Annotated in this window: 25 protein-coding genes; 18 read left to right on the top strand and 7 right to left on the bottom strand. The window is 68.9% G+C overall.

Features of this window, described 5'->3' with window-relative positions; all coding sequences use genetic code 11:
• Position 1: 1 nt before the first annotated feature.
• From RL72_RS06175 to RL72_RS06150, 6 genes are all read right to left on the bottom strand, one after another.
• Entirely contained in the window at positions 2-655 is a 654-nt protein-coding gene (locus RL72_RS06175) for a GntR family transcriptional regulator (protein WP_045249942.1), read from the bottom strand.
• A gap of 168 nt (positions 656-823) precedes the next feature.
• A complete protein-coding gene (locus tag RL72_RS06170; protein ID WP_045249941.1) occupies positions 824-1,108 on the bottom strand; it encodes a DUF1905 domain-containing protein in 285 nt (94 codons plus the stop codon).
• Positions 1,105-1,500, bottom strand: coding sequence for a VOC family protein (locus RL72_RS06165; RefSeq protein WP_045249940.1), 396 nt, complete (start codon positions 1,498-1,500; stop codon positions 1,105-1,107). Before RL72_RS06165 ends, RL72_RS06170 begins: the two co-directional genes overlap by 4 nt.
• 500 nt (positions 1,501-2,000) lie before the next feature.
• Positions 2,001-2,645, bottom strand: coding sequence for a hypothetical protein (locus tag RL72_RS06160; protein WP_156156721.1), 645 nt, complete (start codon positions 2,643-2,645; stop codon positions 2,001-2,003).
• A gap of 613 nt (positions 2,646-3,258) precedes the next feature.
• A complete protein-coding gene (locus RL72_RS06155; RefSeq protein ID WP_045249938.1) occupies positions 3,259-3,747 on the bottom strand; it encodes a YajQ family cyclic di-GMP-binding protein in 489 nt (162 codons plus the stop codon).
• Between the two features lie 25 nt (positions 3,748-3,772).
• Positions 3,773-4,792, bottom strand: a complete 1,020-nt coding sequence (locus RL72_RS06150; protein WP_045249937.1) for a LacI family DNA-binding transcriptional regulator — start codon at positions 4,790-4,792, stop codon at positions 3,773-3,775.
• Positions 4,793-5,115: 323 nt separating this feature from the next.
• Between RL72_RS06150 and RL72_RS06145 the strand changes: the two genes are divergently transcribed.
• From RL72_RS06145 to RL72_RS19105, 16 genes are all read left to right on the top strand, one after another.
• Positions 5,116-6,354: a sugar ABC transporter substrate-binding protein gene (locus RL72_RS06145; protein ID WP_045249936.1), complete on the top strand. Its 1,239-nt coding sequence runs from the start codon at positions 5,116-5,118 to the stop codon at positions 6,352-6,354.
• Between the two features lie 81 nt (positions 6,355-6,435).
• Entirely contained in the window at positions 6,436-8,052 is a 1,617-nt protein-coding gene (locus RL72_RS06140; protein ID WP_045249935.1) for an ABC transporter permease subunit, read from the top strand.
• Between the two features lies 1 nt (position 8,053).
• Positions 8,054-8,986 (top strand): sugar ABC transporter permease, encoded by a 933-nt coding sequence (locus RL72_RS06135; RefSeq protein ID WP_045249934.1) that lies wholly within the window; start codon positions 8,054-8,056, stop codon positions 8,984-8,986.
• 116 nt (positions 8,987-9,102) lie between these two features.
• Entirely contained in the window at positions 9,103-10,995 is a 1,893-nt protein-coding gene (locus RL72_RS06130; protein ID WP_045249933.1) for a glycoside hydrolase family 13 protein, read from the top strand.
• 112 nt (positions 10,996-11,107) lie between these two features.
• Positions 11,108-11,251 carry a hypothetical protein gene (locus tag RL72_RS19755; protein WP_156156720.1) on the top strand — a complete coding sequence of 48 codons (144 nt, stop codon included), beginning with the start codon at positions 11,108-11,110 and terminating at the stop codon, positions 11,249-11,251.
• A gap of 144 nt (positions 11,252-11,395) precedes the next feature.
• Positions 11,396-12,496, top strand: coding sequence for an ABC transporter (locus RL72_RS19110; RefSeq protein WP_156156719.1), 1,101 nt, complete (start codon positions 11,396-11,398; stop codon positions 12,494-12,496).
• Positions 12,497-12,607: 111 nt separating this feature from the next.
• Complete coding sequence (locus RL72_RS06120; RefSeq protein ID WP_091481699.1) at positions 12,608-13,030, top strand: DUF6121 family protein; 423 nt, start codon at positions 12,608-12,610, stop codon at positions 13,028-13,030.
• A gap of 119 nt (positions 13,031-13,149) precedes the next feature.
• Entirely contained in the window at positions 13,150-13,797 is a 648-nt protein-coding gene (locus tag RL72_RS06115) for a hypothetical protein (RefSeq protein WP_045249966.1), read from the top strand.
• Between the two features lie 272 nt (positions 13,798-14,069).
• On the top strand, positions 14,070-14,438 hold the full coding sequence (rpsL, locus tag RL72_RS06110; protein WP_013584051.1) for a 30S ribosomal protein S12: 369 nt from the start codon (positions 14,070-14,072) through the stop codon (positions 14,436-14,438).
• 5 nt (positions 14,439-14,443) lie between these two features.
• Positions 14,444-14,914 carry a 30S ribosomal protein S7 gene (rpsG, locus tag RL72_RS06105; protein WP_045249931.1) on the top strand — a complete coding sequence of 157 codons (471 nt, stop codon included), beginning with the start codon at positions 14,444-14,446 and terminating at the stop codon, positions 14,912-14,914.
• Positions 14,915-15,069: 155 nt separating this feature from the next.
• On the top strand, positions 15,070-17,184 hold the full coding sequence (gene fusA / locus RL72_RS06100) for an elongation factor G (RefSeq protein WP_045249930.1): 2,115 nt from the start codon (positions 15,070-15,072) through the stop codon (positions 17,182-17,184).
• Positions 17,185-17,395: 211 nt separating this feature from the next.
• Entirely contained in the window at positions 17,396-18,589 is a 1,194-nt protein-coding gene (gene tuf, locus RL72_RS06095) for an elongation factor Tu (protein WP_045249929.1), read from the top strand.
• A gap of 207 nt (positions 18,590-18,796) precedes the next feature.
• On the top strand, positions 18,797-19,021 hold the full coding sequence (locus tag RL72_RS06090; protein ID WP_045249928.1) for a hypothetical protein: 225 nt from the start codon (positions 18,797-18,799) through the stop codon (positions 19,019-19,021).
• 132 nt (positions 19,022-19,153) lie between these two features.
• The gene (locus RL72_RS06085) at positions 19,154-20,647 is read left to right on the top strand and encodes a tyrosine-protein kinase domain-containing protein (RefSeq protein WP_052674224.1); all 1,494 of its coding nucleotides are present in this window, start codon (positions 19,154-19,156) and stop codon (positions 20,645-20,647) included.
• A complete protein-coding gene (locus tag RL72_RS06080) occupies positions 20,644-21,453 on the top strand; it encodes a helix-turn-helix domain-containing protein (protein WP_045249927.1) in 810 nt (269 codons plus the stop codon). The genes RL72_RS06085 and RL72_RS06080 overlap by 4 nt, the downstream gene beginning before the upstream one ends.
• A 213-nt stretch (positions 21,454-21,666) precedes the next feature.
• Entirely contained in the window at positions 21,667-22,554 is an 888-nt protein-coding gene (locus tag RL72_RS19105) for a hypothetical protein (protein WP_139168342.1), read from the top strand.
• Positions 22,555-22,567: 13 nt separating this feature from the next.
• On the opposite strand, the gene RL72_RS06070 is transcribed toward RL72_RS19105, so the two are convergent.
• The gene (locus tag RL72_RS06070; RefSeq protein ID WP_156156718.1) at positions 22,568-23,452 is read right to left on the bottom strand and encodes a hypothetical protein; all 885 of its coding nucleotides are present in this window, start codon (positions 23,450-23,452) and stop codon (positions 22,568-22,570) included.
• Positions 23,453-24,291: 839 nt separating this feature from the next.
• On the opposite strand from RL72_RS06070, the gene rpsJ reads away from it, so the two are divergent.
• Both rpsJ and rplC read left to right on the top strand, forming a co-directional pair.
• On the top strand, positions 24,292-24,600 hold the full coding sequence (rpsJ, locus tag RL72_RS06065; protein WP_017201594.1) for a 30S ribosomal protein S10: 309 nt from the start codon (positions 24,292-24,294) through the stop codon (positions 24,598-24,600).
• Between the two features lie 10 nt (positions 24,601-24,610).
• Positions 24,611-25,270, top strand: a complete 660-nt coding sequence (gene rplC / locus RL72_RS06060; protein ID WP_045249926.1) for a 50S ribosomal protein L3 — start codon at positions 24,611-24,613, stop codon at positions 25,268-25,270.
• Positions 25,271-25,273: the final 3 nt, after the last annotated feature.

Below are 25,273 nucleotides of genomic sequence, written 5' to 3'. Positions count from 1 at the left end.
CTCAGGCGACGTGGTGCATCGCGCGCAGGAAGTGCTCGGCCGCGTGACCGTCCCCGGCGAGGATCGCCTCCGCGAGTGCGGCGTGGATCTCCCGCATCTGCTCGCGCTCGGCGCCTTCCACCGTCCACGGGCGGAGGTTGCGCGACAGGGGCATGCTCGTCTGGTCGAGCACCGCGTCGAGGATCTCGTTGTCCGAGTGCCGCGAGAGGTACTGCAGGAGCTCGCTGCGCCGCGCTGCGAGGACCGTCGGGTCGTCGAGGCCTTCGTCCAGGGCGCGCGCCAGTGCGGCCGCCTGCTCCCGTTCGGTATCGGTCAGCCGCGGCACCGCGATCGCGGCGACGGCGCCGCCGAAGTATCCCGCGTACTCGAGGGTCTTCTCGGTCAGTTGCGGAGGCACCTCCGTGACCTGGGTGTACCGGCTCGGGTGCATCTCGACGAGACCGACCCGCTCCAGCCGCTGGAGCGCCTCCCGGATCGGCATCCTCGAGACGCCGAACTTCTCTGCCAGCTCCGCGTCTCTGATGCGGTGGCCGGGCGGCAGGGTGCCGTCGATGATCGACGCCCCGACCCTCTGATAGACCTCGTCGGCGAGAAGCTGTTTCGGCGCCCCCAGAAGCGCCCGGCCCACGCCGGATTGCGGACCGCGTTCGTCCATCACTACCCCCAAGTAGTTTCCCCAGAACAGCACTATCCCACTCCGACCAGTCAAACCCAAATATCGGTTCGGAGCGTCGAAGCGAACGCGCGTTCTGCGACGCTGAAACGCTGTTCCGCGACGGCAAGGGTGTTTTCCGTGCCGAACGGTCCCGCGACGATCGGCGGCTCAGCCGCGACGTCGCGTGAGGTGCACGGTCACCTCGTCGCCCTCGCCCCGCCCGATCGCCCGGCGGACGGCGGCCGAGATCGGGAGCTTGTGCGTGCCGTCTCCGAGCGCCATGAAGGCGCCGTCGAAGGGATGGCCGTCGACCGTGCCCGACACCTTCACCAGGCCGCGCGTGCCGAAGATCCGTGCCGAGTCGGGCAGCTGCACGCAGATCCACGTGTCGCCCTCCCGCACGCGACCGAGCATGGCCGTGAAGGCGATGTCCAGCGGGCCGACGGTGCTCACGACGCCGCTCCGTCCTGGGCGGGGGCGGGGCCGGTGACCGAGAAGGCGTTTCCATCGGGGTCGCGCCAGGCGAACATCGGCGGGACCCCCGGCCAGCGCAGGATCTCGTCGGCCTCCACACCCGCGGCGAGCATGGCCGCGTGCGTGGCGTCGACGTCGTCGGAGGTGAACCGGATGCCGATCGCGCCGCGATGCACCTCCGGATCCGCCGGCTCGAGCGTGAGGATCACCTGCTCGTCGCCCGGTGCGAGCTCGATCCAGCGCCCGCCGTTCGGCGTCGGGGTGTCGCGCAGCACGGCGAACCCCAGTCCGCGGTAGAACCGCAGCGCGGCGTCCTGATCGTTCACCGGGATGCTCACCGTGCGGACGCCGGTGATGTGGAAGTCGTCCATGACATGTCCCTTCGGAGGTCGTCGGTTCCGTTCACGGAGATGACGAACGAGGGGCGCTGCGATCGACAGCGCGGCCGGAGCGGTCGATTCGCGCGAGGATCCGGTGGCTCCTTCCCCCCTCGGTTGGAGCCACCGGCCGTTCGCCCTTCCCCAGAAGGCGAACGTTCGGCATCGAGAGGGGAGTCCCGATGCCCGGTCGTCGGGGAACCAGAAGGGGTGGCTCCGGACGACACGTTCTGCGCCCGGCCGACGCGGGAAGAGGGGAGTATGCGGTGCGACCGGCTGGGACAACCGGCCGCACCTACCACCCCCCCCCGTGGCGCTGCACAGCCCGGGAAAACGCTGGTCGGCATCTGGGAGCCGGGCAGCGCGGAAGCCGTGCACTGGATGAGATCACACGAGAGCGATCCGATTACGCGGGTCTCCTGCGTCTCCGGAATCTTGTCGCGAAAAGGTCGAATCGACGTCAACCGACGTCGCCTTGCGACATTCTTCCCGGCTCAGACGGTGGCGGTTCCGCTGAAGTTGACGGTGCCGGCGCCGAAGGCGACGAGGCCGGTCGCGACGCCGTGCAGATTCCACGTGAGCACCATCGGGCACTGGATCGAGAGGCCGATCCCGTACTGGAGCGTCGTCTGCACGGTGACGGTCAGCTTCGTCGGGACGTCGGTGTAGTTGCCGAAGCCGCCGACCGCGCCGCCGTTGGGCAGAGACACATTGGTGAACACGAACGCGCCCGGCATGGCGCCGACGGTCGAGATATTGCCCGCGCCTGCCCCGAGGCCGACCGCCGAATTGTAGGTCTTGCCATCGGACATCGTCAGCGTCGCCTGGGTCACGATGTAAGTGAAGGCCGGCTGGAAGATGTTCGTGAAGCTGATCCCGCACTGCGTGGCGTCCAGGCCGAAGATCGACGGGAACGCGATCGTGCCCTTGTTGCCGGCGACGACGGCCTGCGAGGTCCACGCACCGGAGATGATGCCTCCGATGATCGGGAACCCGGCCTTGATGCACGTCGGACACGCGGGCGTGGATGCAGAGGCGAGCGGCATGGCCGCGGCCGCGGCGACGACCGGGATGCTCCAAGCGGCGCCCTTGACGACAGCGCGGCGATCGATGTGCTTCACAGTCTTCGTTTCAGACATGTGTTTCCTCCCCAGGAACGGTGATGACTCGGCACGACGAATGACGCGGCTATCGCGTCGGGTATTCGCCGTGCTCGGCTCATCCTTCAGGGGGAGGGTCGACGGAGGGCGACCCCGTGACGGGGGAACGTTGAAAGTTGTCGCCAGGACGACCTTCGGGCAGATCCGCGCCTGTCGACACGCTCAACGATCAGCAGGGGTGGGCGCATGCGCGTGTGCGTCGGCGTGCGTGTGAAGCGTCGCCCGAACGGGCGTCCAAACGTGACACAGGACGCGTTGGCGCCGATACCGCGACGTCAGCGGAGACACGGCGGTTTCGTCGCTGTGGGGGAGGTGGTGGCTCCGTCGACACGGACGGAGCCACCAGCAGGGTTCGCGGTCCCCATGATGCGAACCCGCCGGCACCGGGGAATCGGATACCGGGTGCCACCGAGAACTGGGGAGTTGCCCCGGCGGCGGAGCCACCGTAGCCCCCGGCAGGACGCGGCAACCGGGCGCCTGTCGCCGGAACGCGGGAACATGTCGCAGGGGCGACGGTTCGAGCCGCCCGACGTGCCGATTCTGCGGACTCCTTGCTGACCGTGGCTCGAGATCCTCGATCAGTCGTTCTCCTCTACCGGAAGTTGATGAACTGCAGATCCAGGTCGAGGTCGGATCCCTTGAGCAGCGCGATCACGGCCTGCAGGTCGTCACGGCTCTTGGACTGCACGCGCAGTTCGTCGCCCTGGATCTGCGACTTCACCGACTTGGGGCCCTCGTCGCGGATGATCTTGCCGATCTTCTTGGCGTTCTCGGAGCTGATGCCCTCCTTGAGGGTGGACTCGAGCCGGAACTCCTTGCCGCTCGCCGTGGGCTCGCCGGACTCGAGGCTCTTCAGCGAGATGCCGCGCTTGATGAGCTTGGACTGGAACACGTCCAGCACGGCACGCGCGCGCTCGTCCGAGTTCGCCAGGATCACGATCTTCTCGCCGCTCCACGCGATCGACGCGCCGACCCCCTTGAAGTCGTAGCGCTGCTCGATCTCCTTGCGGGCCTGGTTGAGGGCGTTGTCGGCCTCCTGACGATCCACCTTGGACACGATGTCGAATGAGCTGTCAGCCATACAGGCAGTGTAACGAGCGACGGCGTCAGGCGGTTCCGTGCACGGCGCCGCCGGGGCGCGCGGTCGACGAGCGCACGACGAACCGCGGAGTGAGCGTGCGGTGCTCGGGGGCGGCTCCGGGATTGTCCAGCTGCGCCAGCAGAAGGTGCGCGGCGAGGCGGCCCTGACCGGCGGGATCCTGAGCGAGGGTCGTCAGTCCGAAGAACGCCGAGAGCTTGTGGTCGTCGATCCCGACCACGGAGAGATCGTCCGGCACCCGCAGCCCGAGGTCGCGTGCGGCCAGGATGCACCCGATCCCGATCTCGTCGCTCGCGGCGAAGATGGCGGTCGGCCGGTCGTGGGCGAGCAGCGCCTTCGCCGCCGCGTAGCCCGAGGGGATGTCGAAGTCGGCTTCCCAGAAGCCCGACTCCTCCCCGTCGAGGCCCGCGGCCCGCATGGCGGACAGCCACCCGTCGTACCGGGCGTCACCCAGCTGGAAGGCGCTGGCGATCGTGCGTCCGGCGCCGACGTACGCGATCCGGGTGTGTCCGAGCGAGAGGAGGTGCTCGGTGGCGAGCGTCGCCATCCGCGCATTGTCCACGTCGACCGCGGTGGCGCCCTCGATGTAGCCGCCGATGCTGACGACGGGCTTGCCGAGGGCGCGCAGCGCGCGGATCTCGTCGCCGGTCAGCTCGATGCTCGCGGCGATGAGGCCGTCGATGCTCGCGCGGCGCAGGGAGCTGCCGAACACCTGGTCGCGCTGTGAATCGTTGCCCTGCAGGTCGTAGAGGGTCACGTCGTAGCCCTGGCTCAGCAGCACCGATTCGATGCCTGTGAGCAGGTCGGTGAAGAACCAGCGGTCGATGAAGGGGACCATGAACCCGATGTGCCGGGTACGCCCCGACGCGAGACCCGACGCGTTGGACGAGATGACGTAGCCGAGCTCGGCGGCCGCCGCGAGGACCTTCTCCCGGGTCGCCGCCGACGCGGTCTTGCCGTTCAGCGCTCGCGACACCGTCGCCGTGGACACACCGGCGAGCCGCGCCACATCGGCGATGTCAGCCACGGGGCCTCCTGAGATTCGGGTCAAGGAAGGGTATCGGTCCGAGGCGTCGGCCGGGCAGGGGGAGCGGGCGCATGACGATCGTTCGGAACATTGTTGTAAACGCTTGCGTACTCCGCAAGTCCCGCGGCCACGCCCAGGAATCGGGGAATATCGCGCATTCGCCGTCCTGCTGTCCAGAGATGAGAGTGCAAGGGGCGTTGCACGAGGCGGATCTTCATCGCATACTGTAAACGCTTGCAATGCGCAGGCGAAGCGCGCCGCAAGCCGCGGGGGACCCGATCGTCGTCGATCCGCGCTTCCACAGCACCGAGAGAGGTACACCGATGAAGGTGAACAGGAAGAGCATCGTCGGCTTCGGCGCGGTCCTCGTGGCCGGCGCACTGGCGCTGACCGGCTGCGGCGGCAGCGCGGGCTCCGCGAGCTCGACGTCCGACAGTGCCAAGAACGCCGGGACGCTGACCGTCTGGGTCGACTCCAACCGCGCGGCCGCCATGAAGCAGGTCGCCGCCGACTTCCAGAAGGACAAGGGCATCAAGATCGACCTGGTGGTCAAGGACTTCGGCAAGATCCGCGACGACTTCACCGCTCAGGTCCCCACCGGCAAGGGCCCCGACGTCACCATCGGCGCGCACGACTGGATCGGCTCCTTCGTGAAGGACGGCCTGGTCGCGCCGATCGAGCTCGGCGACTCCGCCTCGAAGTTCGAGAAGGTCGCGATCTCCGCCGTCACCTACGACAGCAAGGTCTACGGTCTGCCCTACGCCATCGAGAACATCGCGATCCTGCGCAACACGGCGCTCGCCGACTCTACCCCCGCCACCTACGACGAGATGATCGCCAAGGGCAAGGCGGCGGGCACCAAGTACCCGTTCCTGATCGGCCTCGACGCCGCGACCGGCGACGCGTACCACACCTACCCGTTCGAGACGTCGTTCGGCGGCCAGGTCTTCGCGCAGAACGCGGACGGCAGCTACGACGCCAAGAAGCTCACGATCGGCGACGAGGCCGGGCAGAAGTTCGCCACCTGGCTCGGCGCGCAGGGCGCCGCGGGCGTGTTCAACCCCGGCCTGACCGGTGACCTCGCCAAGGCCGCGTTCAACGCCGGCGAGGCGCCCTACTTCATCAGCGGTCCGTGGAACCTGCCCGACGCCGAGAAGGCCGGGATCAAGGTCTCCGTCGATCCGATCCCCAGTGCCGGCGGCCAGGAGGCCCGTCCGTTCGCCGGCGTGCAGGCGTTCTTCGTGAACGCGAAGTCGAAGAACACCCTCGCCGCGAACGAGTTCCTCGTGAACTACCTCGCCACCCCGTCCGTGCAGACGGCGCTCTACAAGGCCGGCGGCCGTCCGCCGGCACTGACCGAGTCGTTCCAGGCCGCGCAGTCCGACCCCGCCGTCGCCGGTTTCGCCAAGGTCGGCGCGAACGCCGTGCCGATGCCCTCGGTGCCCGAGATGGGCTCCGTGTGGGACGACTGGGGCAAGTCCGAGGTCGCGATCATCAAGGGCGCGGATCCGGTCGGCACCTGGACGACCATGTCCCAGGCGATCCAGACCAAGATCGGCTGATCCTCTCGTGAACCCGGTGCGGGGAGGCGCCGTCGACGCCTCCCCGCACCCTCCCGCTGACGACGTTGTGAAGGGGTCGAGATGACGGGTCCTGCCGTGCAGGAGAAGACGGCCGTGTCCGCCGAGGAGAAGGCGCGCAGCCGCCGCCAGCGCCGAGCCGCCGCATATGCGGAGGCCGCGTCCGCGGGCTGGAAGGTGTGGGCGATCAAGATCGTCGCGCTCGGGGTGATCGACGCGCTCGCGCTCTACGCGGTGATCGCGCTCGCCGCGAGCGCGCAGTGGACGCCGGCGGTGCTCGTCGCCGTGGGCGTCGTCGCGATCAACGTCGTCTATCTGGTGCCGGGCCTCCTGCCGGCGAAGTATCTGACGCCCGGACTGGTGTTCCTGCTGATCTTCCAGATCTTCGTGGTGCTCTACTCCGGCTACGTCGCCTTCACGAACTACGGATCCGGTCACAACTCGACCAAGGACGACGCCGTGCAGGCACTGCTCCTGCAGTCCCAGACCCGCGTCGCCGACTCGCCGACGTTCTCCGTCAAGGTGCTGGAGAAGGACGGGAAGTTCTTCTTCCTCACCACCGCGCCGGACAGCCGCGAACCGGTCATCGGCGGCGCAGACCGTCCGCTCTCTGCGGAGCCGGGCATCACCGCGGACGGCGCTCCCGGGTTCACGACGCTCGACTTCGCGGGCGTCATCGCCCACCAGGACGAGATCGCCGCCCTCTCTGTGCCGCTCTCGGACGACCTCAACACGGGTTACCTCAAGACCACCGACGGATCCAAGGCGTACCTGTTCACCTCGTCCCTGAAGTGGGATCCGAAGGCCGACACCATGACGGACGCCAAGACGGGCGTCGTCTACCGCGACACCGGCCACGGCGCGTTCACGGCCGCCGACGGCAAGGCGCTGCTGCCCGGCTGGCAGGTGTGGGTCGGGGGCGAGAACTTCGTCCGCGCTTTCTCGGACCAGTCCATCCGCGGACCGTTCTTCGCGGTGCTGCTGTGGACCTTCGCGTTCGCGATCCTCTCGGTCGCGACGACGTTCATCCTCGGTCTCTTCCTCGCGATCGTCTTCAACGACCCGAGGATGCGCAGCCGCAAGTACTACCGCGTGGTGATGATCCTGCCCTACGCGTTCCCGGCGTTCCTGTCGGCCCTGGTCTGGGCCGGGCTGTTCAACAAGGACTTCGGCTTCATCAACCAGGTGGTGCTCGGCGGTGCGTCGATCCCGTGGCTCACGGACCCCTGGCTGGCCAAGGGGGCGATCCTCATCGCGAACCTGTGGCTCGGATTCCCCTACATGTTCCTCGTCACGACCGGTGCCCTGCAGTCGCTGCCCGACGACGTCGTCGAGGCCGCGCGGGTGGACGGGGCGAGCGTCTGGCAGACCTTCCGGCTCATCAAGTTCCCGCTCCTGCTCGTGGCGGTCGCCCCGCTGCTGATCGCGTCGTTCGCGTTCAACTTCAACAACTTCGGGCTGATCTACCTGCTCACCAACGGCGGTCCCCAGTTCACCGGCGCCGGCATCAACGTGGGGTCCACGGATCTGCTCATCTCGATGGTCTACAAGGTCGCCTTCGTCGGCTCCGAGCGGGACTACGGGCTCGCCAGCGCCTTCTCGATCATCATCTTCGTGCTCGTCGCCGTGATCTCCCTGATCGGGTTCCGGCAGACCAAGGTGCTGGAGGATCTGAACTGACATGACCGACATCGCATCGACCACGTCCGACGCCTCGACCGCGACCGCCGCCCTCCTCGCGCCGGCCGCGCCGCGCACGCGACGCCCGTTCGGCCGCTGGTTCCGCGAGACCGGCTGGCGGCACCTGATCGGCATCGTCATGCTCGTCTTCGCGGGCTTCCCGCTCGTCTACGTGCTGTCGGCGTCGCTGAACCCGGGCGGGACGCTCCTCAGCACCAACGGGCTGTTCTCGAAGATCAGCCTCGACAACTACGTGCAGCTGTTCCAGGATCCGTCCCGGCCGTACGGCGCATGGTTCCTCAACACGATCTTCATCGGCGTGCTGGCCTCGGTGTTCAGCGTCTTCCTGTGCGCGCTCGCCGCATATGCCTTCTCGCGCATGCGCTTCCGCGGCCGCCGGACGGGGCTCATGACCCTGCTGCTGGTGCAGATGTTCCCGCAGCTGCTCGCGATCGTGGCGATCTTCCTGCTGATGTCCGCGATCGGCGACATCTTCCCCGCCCTCGGCCTCAACTCGCAGATCGGCCTGATCCTCGTCTACCTCGGCGGCGCACTGGGGGCGAACACGTTCCTCATGTACGGCTTCTTCAACACGATCCCCGCCTCGATCGACGAGGCGGCGAAGATCGACGGTGCGGGCCATGCCCGGATCTTCTTCACGATCATCCTGCGCCTCGTGGCGCCGATCCTCGCCGTCGTCGGCCTCCTCGCGTTCATCGGCATCACGGGAGACTTCCTGATCGCGTCCACCGTGCTCATCTCCCCGGAGAAGCAGACGCTCGCCGTGGGGCTGTACCAGTACGTCTCCACGGATGCGAAGAACTACGCGGTGTTCGCGGCCGGGGCCGTCCTCGCCGCCGTCCTGCCGATGATCCTGTTCCTCTCGCTGCAGAAGTACATCGTCGGCGGCCTGACCGCCGGCAGTGTGAAGTAGCGTTCCCTCGAACGCGATCCGCGTTCCCGATCACAATCCGAGGGCTCTGTCACGGCACCGGCCGTGCAACCACGTCGCACATACGGCGGGCTGCCGCCGTCCACGAAAGGCCCGGAATGACCGACCTCCTCCCGCACCACGACGGATCCCCGCTGCACGTCTCGGACGACGCGCCCGCCCTCGGCGACGTGGTCAGGGTGCGCTTGCGCGTGCCCGACGGCTACGGCCCGCTCGTCGCGGTGCGCACCCGTTCGAACCCCGACCACGAGCCGGAGTGGACCGATGCCGAGCGCATCGGGGCCGCCGACGGGTGGGAGTGGTGGGAGGCGCCGGTGACCGTGCGCAACCCGCGCCACGGCTATCGGTTCCTGCTGCAGCACGCGGACGGCCGCGTGGAGTGGCTCAACCAGACCGGGATCCACCGGCTGGAGACGCTCGACGCCGAGGACTTCGCCCTCGTCGCCGAGGCCGCCCCGCCCGCGTGGCTGCACGGGTCGGTGATGTACCAGGTGTTCCCCGACCGCTTCGCCCGTTCGGCCCAGGCCGACCTGCATCCGACGCCGGACTGGGCGATCCCGGCCGAGTGGGACACCCCGGTCGACCCGGTCATGCCTGGGCGAGCCCAGCAGTTCTACGGCGGCGACCTGCCGGGCGTCGTGGAGCACCTCGACCATCTCGTGGAGCTCGGCGTGAACCTGCTCTACCTGACGCCGGTGTTCCCCGCCGCGTCCAACCACCGCTACGACGCCTCGAGCTTCCTCCGCATCGATCCGCTGCTGGGCGGCGACGAGGCGTACGCGCGCCTGATCGACGAGGCGCACGCCCGGGGGATCCGGGTGATCGGCGACCTCACCAGCAACCACTCCGGCGACCGTCACGAGTGGTTCCGTGCCGCCTTCGGGCATCCCGGCGCTCCCGAGGAGGAGTTCTACTACTTCACCGACGAGGACAACACCGAGTACGAGTGCTGGCTGGGCGCACGCAGCCTGCCCAAGTTCGACTGGGCGAGCGACGAGCTGCGGGAGCGCTTCATCACCGGGGAGGACTCCGCCGTCGCGCACTGGCTCAAGCCCCCGTACGGCGCCGACGGCTGGCGCGTGGACGTGGCGAACATGACCGGACGCCTGGGCGCGATCGACCTGAACGCCGATGTGCGCCGGCTCCTGCGCGACACCGTGCGCGGGATCAACCCCGAGGCGATCCTGCTCGGCGAGTCCACGAACGACGCCACGAGCGACCTGCAGGGCGACGGCTGGGACGGGGCCATGACGTACCCGTCGTTCACGCGCCCGGTGTGGGCCTGGCTCAGCGAGCCGAACGGCGCGCCGTACCTGGACGCCGAGGGGGAGGAGCGCACCGAGAGCTGGTTCTTCGGGATGCAGATCGGCGGGATCCCGCGCTACACCGCGCGGGACTTCGTCGACTCGATGACGCGCTTCACGGGCGGCATCCCCTGGCGCGTGCGACTGGGCAACATGCAGCCGTTGGACACGCACGACACCGCGCGCTTCGCGACGAACGCGGCGCCCGGGACCGTTCCGGTCGCCGTGGGGCTGTCGATGACGCTGCCCGGCCTGCCCGTGGTGTTCGCCGGCGACGAGTTCGGCCTCACCGGGGTCGACGGGGAGTCCAGCCGCACGCCGATCCCCTGGGGGTCCGAGGACCGCCCCGAGACGGCGGAGCGGATCGCGCTGTACCGGGACCTCGTCGGGATCCGCCGCGCGCACCCCGTGCTCGGCGCGGGCGGGCTGCGCTGGCTGCACGTCGACGACGAGTGCGTGGTGTTCGTGCGAGAGTCCGCGGCCGAGACCGTGCTCGTGCTTGCCGCCCGCGGGGACGCCGACGTCGCGCTCCCGCCGCGGGCCCTGGCGGGTGCCGCCGGCGCCGCGGCGCTCTTCGGCGACGCGACGCTGGCTGTCGCGGACGACGGCGCGGTGGCCCTGGCGGCGGACGGTCCGGTGTTCGCCGCGTGGGCGCTGCCCGGGGTGGCGGCGCCGGACGCGCGCTGAGAGCGCCGACCGGACGCTCGGGCGGCTGTGCGCCGGGGCGTCCGGCGACACGCGCGCGACCGGATCCGCGCGCCCTCCCGCGCTCGGCCCTCGGCGCTCGTAGGCTCGGAGCATGGCTCGGATCGGCGGTCGCAGCACGCCGCTGGCGTGGTTCGCCGGCGTCGTCTGCGCGGGCGTGGTCGCGGGCCTCGTGTACCTCGCCGCGCCCATGGGGCCGGTGATGCTGAAGTACTTCGGCGACCTGCTCTCGCACTGAGCGTGCGGGATCCGGCGAGCGTGCCCGGCTCCTCGTCGCGGAACGGCGGGTGGACCTGCATCGGCGCTTTCCGGCACGCCTCCGCCGTGCCGGCGCCCGGCGGAGCTAGCCTCGGAGCACCGCATCCCCTATGGAGGAGCTCCCATGAGTGACCACGAGGTTTCGAAGCCGGCGCAGGCGCACGACGTCGACGACGCCGTGGCCGCCGCGCCCGAAGCGGACGCCCAGGGCGCCGCCGAGACGGCGGACACCGCCCCGCGCACCGACGTCCCGGCCGCCGCGGAGGCATCCGCGTCGCACGAGCCGGTCGAGGAGACGGCCCCGGCCGCTCAGCCCGATCACGCAGCCGTCGCCCAGAGCGCCAACGAGAGCCTCGCCGAGGCGGAGCGCGCCGCGGCGGATGCCACCGCCCCCGCGCCCGAGCACGCCGCGGAGCAGAAGTCCGCCGCCGAGAAGCCGGCCGTCGACCCGGAGCTCGCCGCGTTCGAGGAGGCGGAGGCCGCCTACCCCGGCACGTTCGGGGGCACGTTCACCCCGCCGCCCGCCGTGCGCCCCGCAGAGGTCGTGGAGGAGACGGTCGCGATCGACGCCGCGACCACCCGCGTCGACACGGCCGACGACGCCCGCACCCAGGTGCTCGCGCCGCCGCCGGCCGCGGTCGCGACGGCGGCCGTCGACGCGCCTCCGATCTTCGTGCAGGCACCGGAGGCCCCCCGCGAGCGCGGCAACCGCGGCGCGATCTTCGGCATCGGTCTGCTGGCGGCGATCGCGTTCGCGATCCTCTACCTGGGCACGACGCTCGGCATCGCCGCGTTCGAGGGCAACATCTCCACGACCGACGGCTTCGTCCCGGTCCTGCTCGACCACCTGAAGTCGGCGGGTCTGTGGGTCCCGGTCGCCGCCTTCGCGATCGGCTTCTGGATCCTCGGCGGCATCATCAACCGCGGCCGCTGGGGCTTCTGGGTCGTCTTCGGCATCATCGTCGGCGCCTTCGCCTACGGCGGGCACGTGCTCGGCGCGATCGGCTCCGTGGAGTTCTGGAAGCTCGGCGGATCCGAGCTCGCCGGCCTCGCGAACGCGCAGCTGCTCTCCCCGCTCGCGATCGCCGCGTTCATCTTCGGCCGCGAGCTCACGATCTGGTTCGGCGCCTGGGCCGCGCGCACCGGCGCCCGCCGCACCGCGCAGAACGAGGAGGCGCAGCGCGAATACGAGCGCGTCCTCGAAGCCGGTCCCCAGCTGCCCTAGCCGCAGGAACCGCCCTCCGGGCAGGAGACCATCACGGACGACATCACGCCGAACCCCCGCGAGCCCCGGCCCGCGGGGGTTCGGCCTGTCCTCGCCTGGGTCATCGGAGTGGTGTCGTTCTTCGCGCTGACCATCATGGGCCTCGGCGTGCTCAGCCTGTTCGCCGAGCACGACATCATCTCGGTGCCACGACTGGGGCAGCTGCCGGGGGTGGTGGGCATGGTGCTCGCCGTGCTGGTGTTCGCGCTCGCGCTCTGGGTGGTGCTCGCCGATGCGCGTCCGTCGTTCGTCGCGACCGTCTTCCTGGCGCTCGGCGCCGCGCTCGTGCATCTCGGCGGCGTCTGGGGCGCTGCTGTGGCCGAGGGCGCAGGTGCCGTCGGCGCCACTGCCGCGGCGGGGCAGCTGGTGCTCGGGGGAGCGAGCGCGGTGATCGTGGTGGCCGCCCTGCTCGCCGGATGGGTGGCGATCGCCCTGCGCCGCACCGCGGCGCGCGCCCCGCACTGGCCGTGGGAGAAGGACGACGACGACGTGTGAGCCCCGGCCGGTCGACCTTCTCCCGGTCACGTCGGCCTGACCCGGGGGACCCCGGCATGCGCGCCGCGGATCTCGCGTGCCGTCGCCGCCCGGGCGTGTCCGCGCCGTACGCTGGTGTCGTGGAGCGCTCGCTGGAGACGCAGGTGGACCAGGCCGTCGAGGCCTGGCTCCGCTGGGTGCCCCGCTGGGAGCCGGCGACCCATCGCGGCAGGGTCGCGCCGTGCCGCCGCTGCCTGGGGTCCCCGGTGCTGTCGGCCGCAGGCATCGGCGCGAACGTCCCGCACGGCGTGCAGCACGGACTCTCGACCCGGATCAAGGCGATCGTCGACCACGCCGTCGCCGAGTACACGGCGCTGAACCTGCCGATGCTGCAGGGCGAGCTCGACCAGCAGGCCGCCCGCAACCGCGCCCGCGCCTATCGCCCGACCGAGGATCTCGAGCCCGAGTACGAGGGGATGCCGCTGGATCCCGATCCCGTGCCGGGTGCGCCGTTCCTGTTCACGCTCGCCGGCATGGCGGACGAGGACGCGGGCGAGCTGCCGCCTCTGCCGCCGCTCAGCGACGAGGCGAAGGCCGCGCTGCGCCACGAGGTCGCGCTGGCCGACGACTACGCGAACGTCGTGGGGCGGGAGATCTGCGGACTGCTGCTGCGGCATCGGCTGCGCGTGCAGGCGGCGATCAGCGAATACGTCGAGCCCCAGATCGAGGCGATGCTCGCCGAGCTCACCGAGGCGCTGGACTCGCCCTTCGACCCCGACACGCTCTGAGTCCCCGGGGCCAGGGCAGATCCGCCGGCGCGGCTCGACGGCTTCCGCGTCGCCCGGCGCGCCGCGCCGCGTCCATTTGACCGACCGTGTTACCGCGCATTACCATAGAGCGGGTATGCGTGTGTCTTGACGCGCGCGTACCGGGCGCCGGCACTCGCCGGTTCCGCCCCCACGGCATACCCACCATCTACACGCACGTCGTCCTCGGCGTGCGGGCGGGTCTGATGTGAAACCCATCACGCTGTCACCGTGCAGCACAACTAGGAGAAGCAGTGCCAACTATTCAGCAGTTGGTTCGCAAGGGCCGTTCGCCGAAGGTCTCCAAGACCAAGGCTCCCGCTCTGAAGTCGAACCCGCAGCAGGCCGGCGTGTGCACCCGTGTGTACACCACCACCCCGAAGAAGCCGAACTCGGCGATGCGCAAGGTCGCTCGTGTGAAGCTCCGCAACGGCACCGAGGTCACCGCGTACATCCCCGGTGAGGGCCACAACCTGCAGGAGCACTCGCTGGTGCTCGTGCGCGGTGGTCGTGTGAAGGACCTCCCCGGTGTCCGCTACAAGATCGTCCGTGGCGCCCTGGACACCCAGGCCGTCAAGAACCGTAAGCAGGCTCGTTCCCGCTACGGCGCGAAGAAGGGTTGAGTTAGATGCCTCGTAAGGGCCCCGCCCCCAAGCGCCCCGTCGTCAACGACCCGGTCTACGGCGCACCGATCGTCAGCCAGCTGGTCAACAAGATCCTCATCGACGGCAAGAAGTCGCTCGCTGAGGCCATCGTCTACGGCGCCCTCACCGGCGTCGAGGCGAAGAGCGGCCAGGATGCCGTCGCGACCCTGAAGAAGGCTCTCGACAACATCCGCCCGACTCTCGAGGTCAAGAGCCGCCGCGTCGGCGGTTCGACCTACCAGGTCCCGGTCGAGGTGAAGCCGCACCGCGCGAACACCCTCGCCCTCCGCTGGCTCGTGGGCTACGCCAAGAGCCGTCGTGAGAAGACCATGACCGAGCGCCTCCAGAACGAGATCCTGGACGCCTCGAACGGCCTGGGTGCCGCGGTCAAGCGCCGCGAGGACACCCACAAGATGGCCGAGTCGAACCGCGCGTTCGCGCACTACCGCTGGTAATCATCCAGTCGGGCCGGGATCGGATCGCCGGTCCCTCGGTCCCTCGGTCCCTGAGGCTCTCGAAGGGCTGAAGGGCCGAAGGATCGGGGATCCGATCCCGGCACCCCACACTTTCCTTCGTCGCATAACGACAGCAAGAAGATAAGGACACCCCCGTGGCACAAGAAGTGCTCACCGACCTGAGCAAGGTCCGCAACATCGGCATCATGGCGCACATCGATGCCGGTAAGACCACGACGACCGAGCGCATCCTGTTCTACACGGGTGTGAACCACAAGCTCGGCGAGACCCACGACGGTGCGTCGACGACCGACTGGATGGAGCAGGAGAAGGAGCGCGGCATCACGATCACGTCTGCCGCCGTGACCTGCTTCTGGAACAAGAACCAGATCAACATCATCGACACCCCCGGTCACGTGGACTTCACGGTCGAGGTGGAGCGCTCGCTCCGCGTCCTCGACGGTGCGGTCGCCGTGTTCGACGGCAAGGAGGGCGTGGAGCCCCAGTCCGAGACCGTGTGGCGTCAGGCCGACAAGTACAACGTCCCCCGCATCTGCTTCGTCAACAAGATGGACAAGCTCGGCGCGGACTTCTACTACACCGTCGACACCATCGTGAACCGCCTCGGCGCCAAGCCCCTCGTGCTGCAGCTGCCGATCGGTGCCGAGAACGACTTCGTCGGCGTCGTCGACCTCATCGAGATGCGTGCCCTGGTGTGGCCCGGCGATGCCAAGGGTGACGTGACCATGGGCGCCTCGTACGAGGTGCAGGAGATCCCGGCCGACCTCAAGGACCGCGCCGAGGAGTACCGCCAGCAGCTGCTGGAGACGGTCGCCGAGACCGACGAGGAGCTTCTCGAGAAGTTCTTCGGCGGCGAGGAGCTCACCGTCGCCGAGATCAAGGGCGCCATCCGCAAGATGGTCATCGCCAGCGAGATCTACCCGGTGCTCTGCGGCTCCGCGTTCAAGAACCGCGGTGTGCAGCCGATGCTGGACGCCGTCGTCGACTTCCTGCCGTCGCCGCTGGACATCCCGGCCATCGAGGCGCACGACCCGAAGGACGAGGAGAAGATCATCGAGCGTCACCCCGACGCGAAGGATCCCTTCTCCGCCCTGGCCTTCAAGGTCGCCGTGCACCCGTTCTTCGGTCGTCTCACCTACGTGCGCGTCTACTCGGGCGAGCTTGAGTCGGGCGCCCAGGTCATCAACTCGACCAAGGGCAAGAAGGAGCGCATCGGGAAGATCTTCCAGATGCACGCCAACAAGGAGAACCCGGTCGACAAGCTGACCGCCGGCAACATCTACGCCGTCATCGGCCTGAAGGACACCACCACCGGTGACACCCTCGCCGACCCGGCCGCCCCGGTCGTCCTCGAGTCGATGACGTTCCCGGAGCCGGTCATCGAGGTCGCCATCGAGCCGAAGACCAAGGCCGACCAGGAGAAGCTGGGCACCGCGATCCAGAAGCTCGCCGAAGAGGACCCGACGTTCCGCACGGAGCTCAACCCCGAGACCGGTCAGACGACCATCAAGGGCATGGGCGAGCTGCACCTGGACATCCTCGTGGACCGCATGAAGCGCGAGTTCAAGGTCGAGGCCAACGTCGGCAAGCCGCAGGTGGCGTACCGCGAGACGATCAAGAAGGCCGTCGAGAAGCACGACTACACCCACAAGAAGCAGACGGGTGGATCGGGCCAGTTCGCGAAGATCCAGTTCACCATCGAGCCCCTCGAGGTGACCGCGGAGCAGACCTACGAGTTCGTCAACAGCGTCACCGGTGGCCGCATCCCGCGCGAGTACATCGAGCCGACCAACCAGGGCTTCCAGGACGCCATGGCCACCGGAGCCCTCGCGGGCTACCCGATGGTCGGCGTCAAGGCGACCCTGATCGACGGCGCGTCGCACGACGTCGACTCCTCGGAGATGGCGTTCAAGATCGCCGGCTCCATGGGCTTCAAGGAGGCCGTGCGCCGCGCGAACCCCGTGCTGCTCGAGCCGCTGATGGCCGTCGAGGTCCGTACTCCCGAGGAGTACATGGGCGACGTCATCGGCGACCTGAACTCGCGTCGTGGCCAGATCCAGTCGATGGAGGACGCCCAGGGCGTCAAGGTCGTCCGCGCGTCGGTGCCGCTGTCCGAGATGTTCGGCTACATCGGCGACCTGCGCTCGAAGACCTCGGGCCGCGCCGTCTACTCGATGGAGTTCGACAGCTACGCCGAGGTCCCGAAGGCCGTCGCCGACGAGATCATCCAGAAGACCAAGGGCGAGTAAGCCCTAGGAGCCTGCGCGTCGGGATCTGATTCGGCCCTTCGAGAACCTCAGGGACCACCCTTCGAGAACCTCAGGGACCGATTCGGATCCCGCCGCCCAGGCACTCAGACAACTTCACATCGTCTCTCTACTAAACTGAGAATCAAACCCGTAGGAAAGCGGTCACAATCCAGTGCCCGGTGCCCCTACATGACGTCCTGAGGAGGACCCAGTGGCTAAGGCCAAGTTCGAGCGGACCAAGCCGCACGTGAACATCGGAACGATCGGTCACGTCGACCACGGCAAGACCACGCTCACCGCTGCGATCTCGAAGGTGCTCGCCGACAAGTTCCCGTCGGCCACCAACGTTCAGCGCGACTTCGCGTCGATCGACTCCGCTCCTGAGGAGCGTCAGCGCGGTATCACGATCAACATCTCGCACGTCGAGTACGAGACCCCGAAGCGTCACTACGCTCACGTCGACGCGCCCGGTCACGCCGACTACATCAAGAACATGATCACCGGTGCGGCTCAGATGGACGGCGCGATCCTCGTGGTCGCCGCCACCGACGGCCCGATGGCTCAGACCCGTGAGCACGTGCTGCTCGCCAAGCAGGTCGGCGTGCCGTACCTGCTCGTCGCGCTGAACAAGAGCGACATGGTCGACGACGAGGAGATCCTGGAGCTCGTCGAGCTCGAGGTCCGCGAGCTGCTGTCGTCGCAGGACTTCGATGGCGACAACGCCCCCGTCGTGCGCGTCTCGGGCCTCAAGGCTCTCGAGGGCGACGAGAAGTGGGTGCAGTCGATCGTCGAGCTCATGGAGGCTGTCGACGAGTCCATCCCGGACCCGGTGCGCGACAAGGACAAGCCGTTCCTGATGCCGATCGAGGACGTCTTCACGATCACCGGTCGTGGCACGGTCGTCACCGGTCGCGCCGAGCGTGGCACCCTCGCCATCAACTCCGAGGTCGAGATCGTCGGCATCCGCCCGACGCAGAAGACCACGGTCACGGGTATCGAGATGTTCCACAAGCAGCTCGATGAGGCGTGGGCCGGCGAGAACTGCGGTCTTCTCCTCCGTGGCACCAAGCGCGAGGACGTCGAGCGCGGCCAGGTCGTCGTGAAGCCGGGTTCGATCACCCCGCACACCGAGTTCGAGGGCACCGCGTACATCCTGTCCAAGGACGAGGGTGGCCGCCACAACCCCTTCTACACGAACTACCGTCCGCAGTTCTACTTCCGCACCACGGACGTGACCGGCGTCATCACGCTGCCCGAGGGCACCGAGATGGTCATGCCCGGTGACACCACGGACATGAAGGTCGACCTCATCCAGCCGATCGCCATGGAAGAGGGCCTCGGCTTCGCGATCCGTGAGGGTGGCCGCACCGTCGGCGCCGGCACGGTGACCAAGGTCATCAAGTAAGCATCTGCTTCTGCGCACAGGGGTCGGGCCTTCGGGCCCGGCCCCTGTGTCGTTGTCGGGCGGCGTTCGGGGGCGGGAAATCCGCCCCACGTCGATGCTGCTTCATCTGCCGACACGTGGTGCGCCAAGGGTTCCGTTCCGGGGTCCTGAGCGGCAGAATGGCGACGTGCGGGCCGACAGTCGGCTCGATCTAGGGAGGGAAACCCCATGGGTCTCGGTGACGCCATCAACGACGCGGTGAACAAGGGCAAGGAGTTCTTCGAGGAGAACAAGGACAAGGTCGAGGAGCTGCTGCACAGCGAGCAGGCCGAAGGCATCAGCGACACCGTTCTGGGTGGCGCTGCGGATCTCGCCAAGAAGGTCGCTCCCGGCGCCGCCGAGCAGATCGACGGGGTGCGCGACAACCTCGACAAGCAGGTCGGCAACGAGTGACGCCTGACGCGTCGCACTGACATCTCGCGAAGGGCGGGGAGCACGGGCTCCCCGCCCTTCGTCGTGCTCGATATACTGCGACTGTCCTGTGGGAGGACGAGCGGGTTTGTCTGATGCTGCTGGGGAGCAGATGTGAATCTCGAAGACTATGGGCGTCTCGTACGTCGGCACTGGGGCGCGATCGCGCTGAGCATCGGTCTGGGGCTGGCCGTCGCGTTCGGGGTGAGCGCGCTGATGCCGAAGGTGTACACCGCGGACGCGAGCGGGTTCGTCGTCTCGCAGAGCGGCGGATCCACGGGCATCGCCTCGCTCGGAGACGCCTACGCGAAGTCGCGCGCGAAGTCCTACGTCGAGATCGCCAAGAACCGCACGATCGCGCAGGCGGTGATCGGCCAGCTCGATCTCAAGACCACTCCGCAGACGCTCGTCAACCAGATCTCGGCATCCGTGCCGCTCGACACCGTGACGCTGCGGATCACGGCCCAGGCGGCGACGCCGCAGCAGGCGCAGGATCTGGCGAACGCCTGGATCCGCGCCCTCGCCGTCGAGGTCCAGAAGCTCGAGAGCGGGGAGGTGCTGACTGAGGGCGGAGCCGCCGCGCCGGCGGAGGGCGATCCGGCCGGTGCCGCGGTGGTCGCGCTCGTCCCCGGCGACACCGCGGTCCTGCCCAGTGCGCCGAGCTCGCCGAACCTGAGGCTGAACCTTCTCCTCGGCGCGCTCATCGGACTCGCGCTCGGCATCGCATGGGCGCTGGTGCGCAGCACGGTCGACAAGCGGATCCGCTCCGCCGCCGCGGTGGAGAGCACCTACGACGTGTCCGTGGTCGGGACCCTGCCGGTCGACGACGTCCTCGCCGGCGCCGGTCGTCGCCTGATCAGCACCTCGAGCGCACGAGCCGACAACGAGCATCTGCGACTGGCCGAGGCGCTGCGCGAGCTGCGGACGAACATCCAGTTCCTGCATGTGGACGACCCGCCGCGCGTCATCGTCCTGACCAGCCCCGTGCCCGGCGACGGCAAGTCCACCGTCGTGGCCAACCTCGCGCTGGCGATCGCCGAATCCGGACGACGGGTGGTGCTCGTCGACGGAGATCTGCGTCGGCCGACCGTCGCGGAGAGCTTCGGGGTGAGCGGGGCGGCGGGCCTCACCGATGTGCTCGTCGGCAGTGCGCAGATCGGCCAGGTCCTGCAGCGCACCGCGTGGCATCGCAACCTCTACCTGCTGACGTCGGGCACGGTCCCTCCGAACCCGAGCGAGCTCGTCGGCACACAGGTGATGCGGGACCTGCTGCGCGAGCTCAGCGAGCACGCGATCGTGCTGGTGGACGCGCCGCCGCTGCTGCCCGTGACCGATGGGGCGATTCTCGCGAACCAGGCCGATGGCGCCATCGTGGTGGTGCGGGCGGGGCGCACGCACATCGACGAGCTGGGCAAGGCGCTGTCGAACCTCGCCAAGGCCGGGGCAGTGGCACTGGGGATCGTGATCAACCGGATCCCGGTCAAGGGAATGGATCGTGCAGGCTACGGCTACTACGGCGGCGGCTACGTCGGCAAGAACGCGGGATACGTGTCCGCGAACCCGGACGCGGCGCCTCTCCACGAGGTGCTCGCCGAGGCGGAGCGATGACCGCCGTGTCGACCGGGCCGGCTACGCAGGTCGTGGAGCGCACCTTCGGGGACATCCGGATCCGCTCGACGAGGGCGACCGGGGGCGTGCTTTCGCTCACGGCGGGGGCCGGGATGCTCTCCGTGCATGGCGTGCGAAGGGGTCGCGTGGCCGTCCGGGGCGGATCGTCCCCATTCGAGATCACGCAGAACGGGGCTCTGCTGATGTCCGACAGCTCCGCGATGGCGGCGGTACTGCGCCCCAGCGACCTCGTCTCGATCACGCTCGCCCTGCCGCCAGGAGAGACGGTGTCTCCGGGGGTGCGGGTCGCGGCAGGCGGGGAGACTCTGCTCAGCGGCGTCATCGCCTTCGCCGCCGAGGTCGTGCTCGCGGTCGACCGTGAGGCGATGGGCGTTCCCCATCCGCATATCGAGCTGCTCATCCGCGACATGGTCGCTCGCCTGCTGACCGTCGAGGCGGTGCAGGAGGCGCCGAACCCGATGCGGCGTGCCCTCTCGGTGATCCTGCGGATGCACGCCGATCCGGCGCTCAGCTCGCGGCGCATCGCCGAGGCGGTGAACCTCTCGGTCCGTCAGTTGGAGAGGCAGTTCCACGCACAGGGCACGACGATCGCGCGGGAGGTGCGGCACGCGCGCCTCGATGCCGCGGTGAGGCTGCTCAGCGAGGATCCGACCGGGACGTCCAGCATCGACGAGATCGCGCACCGCGTCGGGTTCTCCGGCGGTTCGCCGCTGGCCAGGGCGATGGTGCGCGAGGGGCTGCCCGCGCCGTCGGTGGTGCGCATGGGTGTGCGTCTCGCCGGCTGACGCCCTGCGTTCGGCCGAGGCCGCCGTGGGAGTCGTGCCGAACGCGACACCTCTGCGTCCGCACGCGTCGTTTCGCGCCGGATGGCGTTGGGGGCCTGGCGACCATGCGCTGTCATGAGGGCGGGACACCAAGCGCTGGGGCGCTGAGCTCGCATCCGGATGGGACCGGATGCGGTCGAGCTCGATGTAGGCGGAAGCCATCTGGGAGACATCATGACCGAGAACGCGGGGATCGGCCGTCGAGCCGTGCTCAGGGGTGCCGCCTGGAGCGTGCCGGTGCTGGCCGCGGCGGTGGCCGTGCCGGCCTATGCGGCGAGCGGCTGCGCCGACTTCAGCGTCGGCGGGGCGGGGATCGTCGCCACGGGGTCGAACTACACCGCGACCTTCGGCGTCAACAAGGCCGGGGGTGCCCAGCCGCTGACGGGGTGGTCGCTCGTGATCACCCTGGTGCCGAAGGCGGGTGGGCCCAGCATCACCGTGCCGGCGCAGACCACGTCCGGCACCACCATCACGCGCACCAACCTGGCCAACGGCAACGTCCAGCTGGAGATCACCGGAGCCACCGGCACGACCGTCTCGTTCGGAGGCTCTTTCACCGGCGGCTACACGGGAAGCGCCGTGTGGACCAAGGGCGCCTGCCAGATCTCCAAGGGCATCGACTTCGGAGCACCGATCGTGCCGTTCAGCGGCATGAGCGCCACCCTCAACGCGGGTACGCACACCAGCGCCTACCTTGCAGGCACCGCCTCATTCACTCCGCCGGCTGGGGTGGCAGCGGTGACGAACGCGACGCTGACCTTCAGCGTTCAGCAGAAGCCGAACAAGCACGTTCTGATCGGCAGCGGACCGACAGCGGCCACGGTCGTCTCGGGGGCGGGATGGAGTTTCACCAGCGCCAGTTCATCGGGCGACACGGTCACCTACGTCTTCACCTTCACGGGCAGCACGTCCGCGGGCTCGACCAGCAGCCTGAGCTTCCGGCTCAACGGGTCGGGCTCGATCGGCAATGGGGATTTCCCGGTCACGATCGGCGGCACCCGGACCCTGTCTGGAACACAATTCGTCACGGTGACGCCCACCGTGACGACCGCAAACTGGTAGCCGGTTCTGTGGCTCATAGAGTCCGTCCCGCCTGGCGCAGCGCCTCGCGCACGCGGCGTGCGGGTTCGCCGGGGCGGCGCAGGTGCTCGGCGGTGATCCGGACCACTCGCCAGCCCGCGGCGGTGTACGCCTGATACTTGTCGATGTCCTTCGCCCATCGTCGACGGTCGGTGCGGTGGTAGTCGCCCTCGTACTCGACCGCGACCTGATGGTCGGGGTAGGCGATCTCGCTGCAGCCGAGGAACTCGCCGCGGGAGGAGACGTCGACGTCGAGGGCCGGTGCGGGCAGGCCCGTGCCGGTGGTGAGTGCGAGCCGCAACGCGGTCTCCTGGGGTGACGCCGACCCGATGCGGATCAGCGTGCGCGCCTCCCTGAGCTTCCGGATCCCGATCCGGCGACCGGCGCGGATCACCGCGTCGAGATCCTCGAATGTGGCCAACGGTGCGTGGAGCACTCGCCCGAACGGTCCGGGGATCCGCGGGATCCGCACGATCGCGTCGCCGACCGCCACGAGCGCATCGATGCCGAGGCGGTCTGCGAGAGACGCCCACGTGGCTGCGGGCGTGGAGATCGGAATACCGTCGAGCAGCGTCACCGGCTCCAACGATGCGAGAGTCTGGTGTCCACGCACGCGGGGTCCTCGGGGTGCGCGGCCGGGTGCGGGCATCGTGGCCTCGATCAGCACGCGTTCGCCCTCGGGGAGTGAGGGGCTTCCTCGCATCGGGAAGGCGTGCGTCGGGAGGGGGATCCGGTAGCGTGCGGCAGCCGTGGAGCGGCTGAGGTGAACGCCCGGCGGCAGGCAGAGCGCATAGGCGTGCGACAGACGCCGCACCGACTCGGCGATCGGATCGGTGAACGGATCCCCGTCGTCCATGTCCTCGTACGCTCGAGCGGTCATTCGGATGCCGGGGAACGGCGTCACGAGATCCGAGCCCCGCAATCGTGAGGCGGACAGGCCCGCCGCGAGCCCTTCGGCCCGCGTGAAGGCGTCTCCGAGGGAGGAGGGGAGTGGATCCGGGTAGCGCATGTCAGCCAGGATGCGTCCCACCGCTCCACCCCCGAGGGCCGATCGCGGGAACCGTGCACAACGAGATCGACGGTATCCCTGTGTAGGAGATGTCTCGCGGCTCGCTGGTCGTGGATTGTGGCTCTGGCGCCCCCTAATCCGCAAACGGCGACCAGCGAACAGGGGGGATGGGAGGAGCCCCGCGGCAGCGCCGCCTCGCTGGTCGCGGATTGCGGGTTCGGGCGCTGGAGAACCGCAAATGGCGACCGGTGAGCGAAGGGGCCGGGCGGCGCCGCCCGCGACACGCCGTACACGCCGTCGACGACACGCCCGAGTTTGCGACACGCCCGGGCTGCACGTAGACTATTGAGGTTCCACATTCCGGCGTGCGTTCCGACGTGCGCCGGATCACTGCCAGGGCAGTGCACAGACGGCGCCCTTCCTCCGGGAAGCGGCTGCAGGGATCTGGGCCGCGGGCAGCAGAACACACAACCGACACCTCCTCACCGAGGCCCCGTCATGTGCGGGGGTCGGCTTCCGCGAGTCGCGAGGCTCCGGGCTGACAGCAGAACAGTGGTGCGCCCCTTCGACAGGCTCGCGGAGTGGATCCTCGGATCCGCGACACGAGCAAGGAGGAGGAGTGCGAAGGCGCAGAACGCGCCGTCGCGCGTCCAATGCCCCCGGATCACCCGGTCCGGGCAGGTACGACGCTTAATGAGAGAGAGCAGACAATGGCGGGACAGAAGATCCGCATTCGCCTGAAGTCGTATGACCACGAGGTCATCGACACGTCGGCCCGCAAGATCGTCGACACCGTGACCCGTGCGGGCGCGACCGTCGTCGGCCCGGTGCCGCTTCCGACCGAGAAGAACGTCGTGTGCGTCATCCGGTCGCCCCACAAGTACAAGGACAGCCGCGAGCACTTCGAGATGCGCACCCACAAGCGTCTGATCGACATCGTCGACCCGACGCCGAAGGCCGTTGACTCGCTCATGCGTCTCGACCTTCCTGCTGACGTCAACATCGAGATCAAGCTGTAAGGGGATCACGATGGTCGACATCAACGCAAAGATTTCCAAGGGCCTGCTCGGCACCAAGCTCGGCATGACCCAGGTCTGGAACGAGAACGGCAAGCTGATCCCGGTCACCGTGATCGAGCTGGCCCCGAACGTGGTCACCCAGATCCGCACCCCCGAGAAGGACGGCTACAACGCCGTGCAGATCGCGGCCGGTCAGATCGACCCGCGCAAGGTCACGCAGCCCCTCGCCAAGCACTTCGAGGCCGCCGGGGTCACCCCGCGCCGCCACGTCACCGAGATCCGCACCGCGGACGCCGGCGACTACACGCTCGGCCAGGAGCTCACCGTTGAGGGCACCTTCGAGGCCGGCCAGCTGGTCGACGTCGTCGGCACCAGCAAGGGCAAGGGCTTCGCCGGTGTCATGAAGCGCCACAACTTCAAGGGCGTCTCCGCTTCGCACGGTGCGCACCGCAACCACCGCAAGCCCGGTTCCATCGGTGCTTCCTCGACCCCGAGCCGTGTCTTCAAGGGCATGCGCATGGCCGGTCGTATGGGTGGCGAGCGCGTGACCGTCCTCAACCTCACGGTGCACGCCGTCGACGCCGAGAAGGGTCTGCTGCTCGTCAAGGGCGCCGTCCCCGGTGCTCGCGGTCGCATCGTCTACGTCCGCAACGCAGTGAAGGGTGCCTGAGTC

Origin of the sequence: Microbacterium azadirachtae, assembly GCF_000956545.1 — a bacterium.
GTDB lineage: Bacteria > Actinomycetota > Actinomycetes > Actinomycetales > Microbacteriaceae > Microbacterium > Microbacterium azadirachtae.
This window is presented reverse-complemented; position numbering and strand designations above follow the sequence as displayed.